The organism is Streptomyces sp., assembly GCF_035563135.1.
Classification (GTDB): domain Bacteria; phylum Actinomycetota; class Actinomycetes; order Streptomycetales; family Streptomycetaceae; genus Streptomyces.
This window is the reverse complement of record NZ_DATMVN010000457.1, coordinates 1-7,104: the sequence shown is the minus strand read 5'-3', so window position 1 is coordinate 7,104 and position 7,104 is coordinate 1. Positions and strand designations below refer to the sequence as shown.

Below are 7,104 nucleotides of genomic sequence, written 5' to 3'. Positions count from 1 at the left end.
CCTGTCGTCGGCCACCTCGGGGACCGCCCCCCTGCCCGCGAAGCCGAGCCCGCCGCACTGCCCGCGTCCGGCCCCGGCGACCTCGGGGACCCGGTGCCCGACACCGTCCTGGACGGCGCCCGCTACGGGGCGTACACCCTGCGGGCCGCCTCCGTGCGCGGGGACTCGGCGCGTGCCTGCGGCGAGCCCCGCCGCGACGCCCTGCTCACCGCACGCTTCGGTGACGGGGACGGCGCCCTGGTCCTGGTCGCGGTGGCCGGCGGGCTGCCCGGTGCGGGCCCGGCCCGGCCCGCCGCCGAGGCCTGTCGCTGGATCGGCGGAGCCGTCGCCCGCAGTCATGAACGGCTCTGCGACGACATAAGGGCAGGACGCAGGCGAGACCTCAGGTCGGGTCTGCACCGCCTCACCGACCGCACCTACGGCAAGCTGCGCGCCCGTGCCGCCGAGCTCGGCCTCGAACCGTCCGCGTACAGCACCGGCCTGCGCTGTCTGCTGCTGTCCGCCGACCCCGGATGCCGCACCCGGGTCTTCTTCGGCATCGGGCCGGGCGGTCTCTTCCGCCTGCGGGACGGAGCCTGGCAGGACCTCGACCCCGAGCGGCCCGCGACCGGCGGCGCGATGAGCGAGCAGGGCCCCGGCGGGGACCGGCTGACGATGGATCTGCAGATCACCACGCCTCCGCCCCCGTACGCCGGGCATCCGCCGCCGCCCGCGGAGCCCTTCCGCTTCCGGGCCTCCGTCGCCCGGCCCGGGGACACCCTGATGCTCTGCGGGAACGGCCTGGCCGAAGCGATGCGCGGGGAGCCGGCGCTGGCCGGGGAGCTCGCGCGGCGCTGGTCCGCCGGCGGCCCGCCCGGCCTGCCCGCCTACCTGGCCGACATCCAGCTCAGGATCGAGGGGTACACCGACGACCGTACGGGGGCCGCGGTCTGGGAGGCGTAACCGGGCCCACCATGGGTTGATGGAGTCACGGACAGCCGGAGGCAGAGAGGGTGCGCACCCATGGCCAAGCAGAACGTGTCGGAACAGTTCGTCGACATCCTCGTGCGGGCGGGGGTCAAGCGGCTGTACGGCGTCGTCGGCGACAGCCTCAATCCCGTGGTCGACGCCATCCGGCGTAACGCCGCCATCGAGTGGGTCCAGGTCAGGCACGAGGAGACCGCCGCCTTCGCGGCCGGTGCCGAGGCCCAGGTCACCGGCTCCCTCGCCGCCTGCGCCGGGTCGTGCGGGCCGGGCAACCTCCACCTCATCAACGGGCTCTACGACGCCCACCGCTCCATGGCCCCGGTGCTCGCCCTCGCCTCGCACATCCCGTCGAGCGAGATCGGTCTCGGCTACTTCCAGGAGACCCACCCGGAGCTGCTCTTCCAGGAGTGCAGCCACTACAACGAGATGATCTCCAACCCGCAGCAGATGCCGCGGCTGCTCCAGACGGCCATCCAGCACGCGATCGGCCGCGGCGGCGTCAGCGTCGTCTCGATGCCCGGTGACATCGCCGGACAGCCGGCCCCCGAGAAGACGGTCGAGCACGCCCTGGTCACCTCGCGGCCCTCGGTGAAGCCCGGTGACGAGGAGATCGACAAGCTCTGCCGGATGATCGACAAGGCCGAACGGGTGACGTTGTTCTGCGGTAGTGGAACGGCGGGCGCGCACGCCGAGGTCATGGAGCTCGCCGAGCGGGTGAAGGCCCCGGTCGGCCACGCGCTGCGCGGCAAGGAATGGATCCAGTACGACAACCCGTACGACGTGGGCATGAGCGGGCTGCTCGGTTACGGCGCCGCCTACGAGGCCACCCACGAATGCGACCTGCTGATCCTGCTGGGCACCGACTTCCCGTACAACGCGTTCCTCCCCACCGACGTGAAGATCGTCCAGGTCGATGTGCGCCCCGAGCACCTGGGCAGACGGTCCAAGCTCGATCTGGCGGTCTGGGGCGATGTGCGCGAGACGCTGCGTGCCCTGACTCCTCGCGTGAAGGCCAAGACCGACCGCAAGTTCCTCGACCGGATGCTGAAGAAGCACGCCGACGCGCTGGAGGGTGTCGTCAGGGCGTACACCCGCAAGGTGGAGAAGCACGTCCCGATCCACCCCGAGTACGTCGCCTCGGTGCTCGACGAACTCGCCGACGACGACGCCGTGTTCACGGTCGACACCGGTATGTGCAACGTATGGGCGGCCCGCTACCTCACGCCCAACGGCAGGCGCAGGGTGATCGGTTCGTTCAGCCACGGCTCGATGGCGAACGCTCTGCCGCAGGCGATCGGAGCCCAGTTCACCGACCGGAACCGGCAGGTCGTGTCGATGTCCGGCGACGGCGGATTCACCATGCTGATGGGTGACTTCCTCACGCTCGTCCAGTACGACCTGCCGGTGAAGGTCGTCCTGTTCAACAACTCCTCGCTCGGCATGGTCGAGCTGGAGATGCTGGTGGCTGGACTGCCCTCGTTCGGTACGGCCAACAAGAACCCGGACTTCGCGGCGATCGCACGGGCGGCGGGGGCCCACGGGGTGCGGGTGGAGAAGCCCAAGCAGCTGGAGGGCGCGCTCAAGGACGCCTTCAAGCACAAGGGGCCCGCGCTCGTCGATGTGGTCACCGACCCGAACGCCCTCTCCATCCCGCCGAAGATCAGCGCCGACATGGTCACCGGCTTCGCGCTCTCCGCCAGCAAGATCGTCCTGGACGGCGGGGTCGGCAGGATGCTCCAGATGGCCCGCTCCAACCTCCGCAACGTGCCGCGGCCCTGAACGGGGCCACGGGTTCACATCAGCCGTAGCGTCCCGGGGCCGGTCCGGTCCGTGATGATCTCGACCAGTCGGCCGAAGAGCGTCGGCCCACGGCCTGCCCGGGCCTCGGCCAGTTCCCGTTCGACACGCGCACGGTTGGTGGGGTGCACCCGGGGGAGCAGACGCTCCAGCCGACGGGCGGTCTCCTCATGACCCAGTGCGCGGGCCGAGGAGGCGTGGTCGCGCCACTCGATGACGAAGGAGCCGTCCTCCGGGGTGCCGAAACCACCGCCGAGACAGTCCGCCAAGGCGTCGAGGCTGCGGCCGAAATAGCCGCCGGGGCCGTTCACCGCCTCACCGATCGCGTCGAAGAAGCTGTCCAGGCCGGTGATACGGGAGCCGTCGATCACATAGGTCACGGTCATGCGTGGAGGGTACAAGCGGGGTCTTTCCCGGTCCCGGTCCGAGGGCCCGCGCCGCAGGTGGGGGACTGCGGCGCGGACCGGACCGTGGGAACGCGGGTCAGCAGTCGTGGTCGACCAGGTCGAAGGACTCGTAGTGGTCCGCGGTGTAGTAGTCCTCCTCGGCCTCCTCACCCGTCACGATCCGGCGGGCGCCGCGGTCCGAGGACCCGGGCGTGATGACCGTGTACTCATGGTAGTAACCGGTGGTCCGGCTCGGCAGCAGGGCTTCCCGGTTCTGGAAGACGGTGCCGTCCTGCTCGTACGGGAACGGGCCGCCGGCCTCGATGAGGCCGAGCGTGTCGTGGGCCTGGGAGGGCAGCGCCGAGTGGCAGACGCTGCCGACCGCGGCGGTGGTGGGAGCCGTCGCGGCCGATGCGGTGACCGGCCCGCCGACGAAGAGGACGGACAGGAGGGCGGCGATGCCGCCGAGCGTGGTGATCCGTGGGGGGATTCGCATGCCCACCATGATGACGCGCGTAGATCCCTCTTCGTCAACGCCAGCACAAGTGAATTTTCCGGGAGTTGACCGTGAGTACGAAAACGTGACGCGCCGGCCGTCCGCGCCGGGTCGTGCGACCGCTCGTTCATATGTTGACGCCTGGAGACGCGTGGCGGCCCCGCTGTGGGGCATGCATCCCGTGAAGGCGTTCGAGACATGACATGACGAAACGGAATCCAGGGAGGCCGATTCAGCGTGCGTGCGGGGGACATGACGAAGCGACAGAAAGGTGCGCCGACGCGGCTGCACCGCAGACTCGGTCACGCCGATCTGTCGGGCGTGGGGGAGATACGAGCGGCGCTGCGGGATTTCCTGCGTCATCGCCGGCGTCCCGAGGAGACCGAGGTGGCGGAGCTCCTGCTCAGCGAGCTGGTGACGAACGCCCTCATCCACACGAGGAACGGCGCCGTGGTCACCGTGACCTCCGCACCCGCACGGGTGCGGGTGGAGGTGCGTGACTTCGTGACCGGACAGGAGCCCGCGCCGTACGTACCGAACGCCGACGACGGTACGCACGGCAGGGGACTGCTCCTCGTCCAGAGCCTGGCGGACTCCTGGGGAGTCACGATGCAGGCGCTGGGCAAGGTGGTCTGGTTCGAGCTGAACGCCGGGACGTCCTGACGCTCGGCGGAACCGCTGTTCAGCCGAACTGCTGTTCAGCCGAACTGCTGCTCCAGGTCCTTGAGTTTCTGTTCCAGCGAATCGAGCCGGGGCAGGGCCTGGGTGTCGTCCTCGGCAGTGAGGTCGACGGGCGCGGGGTCACCATTCGGTTCCTGTGCCGACGTGCTCCTGGAACGGGAGCCGTTCACGGCTTGCAGGGACGGCCGGGGGCGCAGCGGCAGTTGTCCCGGCTCCGTTATGGCAGGCTCCGCGACAGCCGGCGGGCCGCCGCCCGGTGCCGGGGCGATGGCCTGCACGTCCACCTGCCCGCCGGCCCGGCCGCCGCGCCCCCAGGCCCGGTTCTGCCGGTTCAGGGCCTTGATGCGGGCCCGGTCCAGCTTCACCTGGTCCCTCCTGCGGTGCCGGTCCTGCGCCCTCTCCCGGCGGTCCTCGCGCACCTCGTCCACGGCCTCGTCCAGGGTGCGTACGCCTTCGAGGAGCATCAGCGACCAAGCGCCGAAGGTCTCCCTGGGGGCGCGCAGCCACCGCACGATCCGGATCTGCGGCAGCGGGCGGGGCACCAGGCCCTGCTCGCGCAGCGCCGCGCGACGGGTCTGCTTCAGCGCGCGGTCGAACAGGACGGCCGCCGACAGCGACATCCCCGCGAAGAAGTGCGGGGCACCCGCGTGGTCGATGCCGCGCGGCGCGTGCACCCAGTTGAACCAGGCCGCCGCCCCGGCGAACGTCCACACCAGCAGCCGGGAGCCCAGCGCGGCGTCCCCGTGGCTGGCCTCGCGCACGGCGAGCACCGAGCAGAACATCGCGGCCCCGTCGAGGCCGAACGGCACGAGGTACTCCCAGCCCCCGGAGAGGCTGAGGTTTTGCCGGCCGAAGCCGACGAGTCCGTGGAAGGAGAGGGCGGCGGCGACCGCGGCACAGCAGAACAGCAGGACGTACGAGGCGGTGGCGTAGAGCGTCTCCTTGCGCCTGCGGCGCTCCTCGCCGCGTTCCCAGCTGTCGTCGGCCGCGGTCTTCTCGGCGGCGCGCCTGCCGCGCGCGACCACCGTCACCGCCGCCATGACCCCCACGAGCAGCACGGCGCCCGGAAGCAGCCAGTCAAGCGATATATCGGTCAGTCTCATGCGCGGTCCCTTGCGTCACGTAGGGCGTTTCGGGCGCCATCGTGACGGAAATACCGCTGCGTTCAGGGGGTTTCGGGGCAAGTGAACGCCATAGGGGTGACTGGACGCATCGTTGGACGGAATATCTTCGAATATCCGCGCGTGAAAGCTGAATTGCGTTCGGATATGAGTCGCCCGTCCGGGTGGTGTGAGCGACCGCGGGGCTCAGGGGGCAGGTGTCAGCTTCCGCACGCGTTCGGCGTCACAGGTGCGCGGGCAGGTGACGCACGTGTCCTCCGGGCGAAGGGTGTAGAACAGGCAGCAGCTCGCGCGGTCGCGTGTCGGCAGCGATTCACCGTCGGGCCCGGTCAGTTCACGGAAGCCGGCCGTGCCGACGTACGGCTCGGTGGTGCCCGGCAGCAGCAGTTCCAGCTCCCTCATCGCGCGGTCCTCCTCACCGAGCAGATGGGCGACGTACCAGAGGCCCTCGACGACCTCGTCGGTCGCCATGCCCCACAGGGCCCGCTTCCCGCGCCGCATGCGCGGCCGGAAGCCGTCCAGCACCGGGCCGATGTGCTGTGCGACGGAATCGAGGACCTCGGCCCGCAGCGCCGGCTCGTCGGGGACGACCCGGGCGCCGGGCAGCCCGGCCGCCGGATCGTCGGGCAGGCAGGCGAACTCGCTCACGCGGAGGGTCAGACGGCCCAGGCCCCGGTGGAAGGCGACGTCCTCGACGGGAATCCTCGGCACCCGGCGGTGCGTGAACCACGGCAGGGTCACCAGGAGGCAGGCCGGCCAGGCGTAGCGGTGCAGTCCGAAGCTCGCCACCACGTCGGGCCGGGCCCGGGTGCCGTAGTCCCGCAGCACCTGCGCCTCGTCCCACGCCAGGAACTCGTCCAGCGCGGCGCCGCCCGCCGCCAGCTCGGCGGCGCCGACCCATCCGCCGCCCGAAGGCGTCGCGACGTCATCGGCGAGCACCTCGGCGCGCAGCCCGGGAAAGACCTCGGCCAGACGTGTGTACGCCGCCGTCAGCGGGGACGGGGCGGTGGCGGCGAGCAGAGCGGGCACGGTCATGCGGGGACCACCGATTCACGATCTTTTGCAGGTAAGCCTTACCTTACCCGAAGGGATCGGTGTTTGAACTGAGGTCCGCTCCGCCTATCGTGCACAAGGGGTCCGGCGCGCGCGAGCCGGCCCGCCAGTCGGAGGAGGTCGGAGGTTCCGGTGGAGCAGGGCAGAGGGCGTGAGGACGTACGGCCGTACGCGTCCGCGGGCACCCCGCCGGGCGTCCGCGTGCCCGAACAGGCGCGCGGCGAACACACCCACAGCGAACCGCCCGCCCCCCGCGTGGTCCAGCGGCACTCCGTGCGCGGCCAGATCCTGGACGCCCTGCGCGCCGCGCTCGTGGACGGCGAACTGGTCCCCGGGGAGGTCTACAGCGCCCCGGCGCTCGGCGCCCGCTTCGGCGTCTCCGCGACGCCGGTGCGCGAGGCGATGCAGCAGCTGGCCGCCGAAGGCGCCGTGGAAGTCGTGCCGAACCGGGGCTTCCGGGTCAGCGAGCGGGGCCCCCGTGAACTGGCGGAGCTCGCCGAGGTACGCGCCCTGATCGAGGTCCCCGTCATGCTGCGGCTCGCCCGCACCGTCCCCGCGGCCGGCTGGTGCGCGCTGCGCCCGCTGGCCGACGCCACGGTCGCGG

Annotated in this window: 8 protein-coding genes; 4 read left to right on the top strand and 4 right to left on the bottom strand. The window is 71.3% G+C overall.

What is annotated here, in order from left to right; all coding sequences use genetic code 11:
- The coding region (locus tag VN520_RS20370) for a protein phosphatase 2C domain-containing protein (protein WP_325748366.1) at positions 1-942 on the top strand (942 nt) is incomplete at its 5' end.
- Between the two features lie 60 nt (positions 943-1,002).
- The gene (locus VN520_RS20365; protein ID WP_325748365.1) at positions 1,003-2,745 is read left to right on the top strand and encodes a pyruvate dehydrogenase; all 1,743 of its coding nucleotides are present in this window, start codon (positions 1,003-1,005) and stop codon (positions 2,743-2,745) included.
- A 14-nt stretch (positions 2,746-2,759) separates the two neighbouring features.
- Here VN520_RS20365 and VN520_RS20360 read toward each other — a convergent pair whose 3' ends face one another.
- Both VN520_RS20360 and VN520_RS20355 read right to left on the bottom strand, forming a co-directional pair.
- On the bottom strand, positions 2,760-3,149 hold the full coding sequence (locus VN520_RS20360; RefSeq protein ID WP_325748364.1) for a barstar family protein: 390 nt from the start codon (positions 3,147-3,149) through the stop codon (positions 2,760-2,762).
- A gap of 97 nt (positions 3,150-3,246) precedes the next feature.
- A complete protein-coding gene (locus tag VN520_RS20355) occupies positions 3,247-3,645 on the bottom strand; it encodes a ribonuclease domain-containing protein (RefSeq protein ID WP_325748363.1) in 399 nt (132 codons plus the stop codon).
- A gap of 252 nt (positions 3,646-3,897) precedes the next feature.
- Between VN520_RS20355 and VN520_RS20350 the strand changes: the two genes are divergently transcribed.
- A complete protein-coding gene (locus VN520_RS20350; protein WP_325748362.1) occupies positions 3,898-4,308 on the top strand; it encodes an ATP-binding protein in 411 nt (136 codons plus the stop codon).
- Positions 4,309-4,343: 35 nt separating this feature from the next.
- On the opposite strand, the gene VN520_RS20345 is transcribed toward VN520_RS20350, so the two are convergent.
- Both VN520_RS20345 and VN520_RS20340 read right to left on the bottom strand, forming a co-directional pair.
- Entirely contained in the window at positions 4,344-5,429 is a 1,086-nt protein-coding gene (locus VN520_RS20345) for a DUF2637 domain-containing protein (RefSeq protein ID WP_325748361.1), read from the bottom strand.
- Positions 5,430-5,633: 204 nt separating this feature from the next.
- Positions 5,634-6,482 carry a (2Fe-2S)-binding protein gene (locus VN520_RS20340; protein ID WP_325748360.1) on the bottom strand — a complete coding sequence of 283 codons (849 nt, stop codon included), beginning with the start codon at positions 6,480-6,482 and terminating at the stop codon, positions 5,634-5,636.
- Positions 6,483-6,632: 150 nt separating this feature from the next.
- Between VN520_RS20340 and VN520_RS20335 the strand changes: the two genes are divergently transcribed.
- A partial coding sequence (locus tag VN520_RS20335) for a GntR family transcriptional regulator (protein ID WP_325748359.1) occupies positions 6,633-7,104 on the top strand: 472 nt, incomplete at its 3' end.